Genomic DNA, 1206 nt, shown 5'->3' with positions numbered 1-1206 from the left:
TAAAAGTGGTACAAGGCAGACGAGTGCAAGTACTACAGTAGTAGGCTAAACGAGTCTAACGCTGTAACACTTTAATAGTGGTTCGACTATACCGACATATATTTTCATTTAAAGTAAATATATTACTTCTTGTTAAACATAGCGTCTCGAATGGGTAAGGTTTATCTGTTAAGATTCAGCACGTCATTATTTATGTAAAATAGACCTCATTTATTTATCATTTGGTCTTCTTATAGTAGGGATATATCATGATTGCTTCTCATCGTTTTGTTCTGTTGGCCACCAGCATTTCTACTGCACTGCTATTAGGTGCGTGTCAGCCAGCAGCAGATAGTCAATCAGCGCCTGTAGAAGAAGCCACCCCGCCAATGACTGACATGACTCATGCTGAGCATGAGAATATGAGCCACGATACATCGGTAGATAGCGAAAACGTCACAGATGACACTCAGATGACGGATATGCTCAAAGACTACACCAAAGCGATGACGAGCATGCACGATGAAATGATGATCGGTATGGGTTATAACGATCCTGATACCGCGTTTGCCAAAGGCATGCTTGGGCATCATCGCGGCGCGATAGATATGGCAAAAATTCAGCTAAAGTACGGTACAGATGATGCCATGCGCCAGCTTGCTCAAGATAGCATCACGGCGCAGCAAGCTGAGATTGATATCCTAAACAAATGGCTTGCCAGCCATCCTGACGCAGCCAAACCTAAGCCCAATACCGCTGCTATGCAACAGGCCTACGCTAAGGGCATGGAAAGCATGCATGGTGAGATGACATTGGGTATTGCTGATCCTATGCCGGATATGGCATTTGCACGTGGCATGCTACCACACCATATTGGCGCCGTAGATATGGCAAAAATCGAGCTCGAATACGGTACTGATGAAGAAATGCGTCAATTGGCACAGCATATCATCGATACTCAGCAAGTAGAGATTGAGCTCATGCAAAACTGGATTGTCGCGCTTAAAGCGACGAGCGATGTTGAAAACGATGAGGTTGACGAGCCTAACGGCGACACTACTGCAAACGAGAAGTCTGCCAGTGAGGACCCTGATACTAAAACCAAGGAAGAGTAGCTAGCCATTCAGCATACCAAAAAACCTTTCAGCTATTACTTGAACCCCCTAATAACCATATTTGCTTATTAGGGGGTTTTGCTTTGCTTACTTATATCTCTCGATGTCACTA

1 protein-coding gene is annotated in these 1206 nt (G+C 44.4%); it reads left to right on the top strand.

The features are described 5' to 3' along the window. Window positions 1–248 precede the first annotated feature (248 nt). Complete coding sequence (copM, locus tag B3V51_RS01000) at window positions 249–1094, top strand: CopM family metallochaperone (RefSeq protein ID WP_286707815.1); 846 nt, start codon at window positions 249–251, stop codon at window positions 1092–1094. Window positions 1095–1206: the final 112 nt, after the last annotated feature.

It is taken from the genome of Psychrobacter sp. UBA2514, assembly GCF_002341255.1.
Taxonomy (GTDB): Bacteria; Pseudomonadota; Gammaproteobacteria; order Pseudomonadales; family Moraxellaceae; genus Psychrobacter; species Psychrobacter pacificensis.
This window is presented reverse-complemented; position numbering and strand designations above follow the sequence as displayed.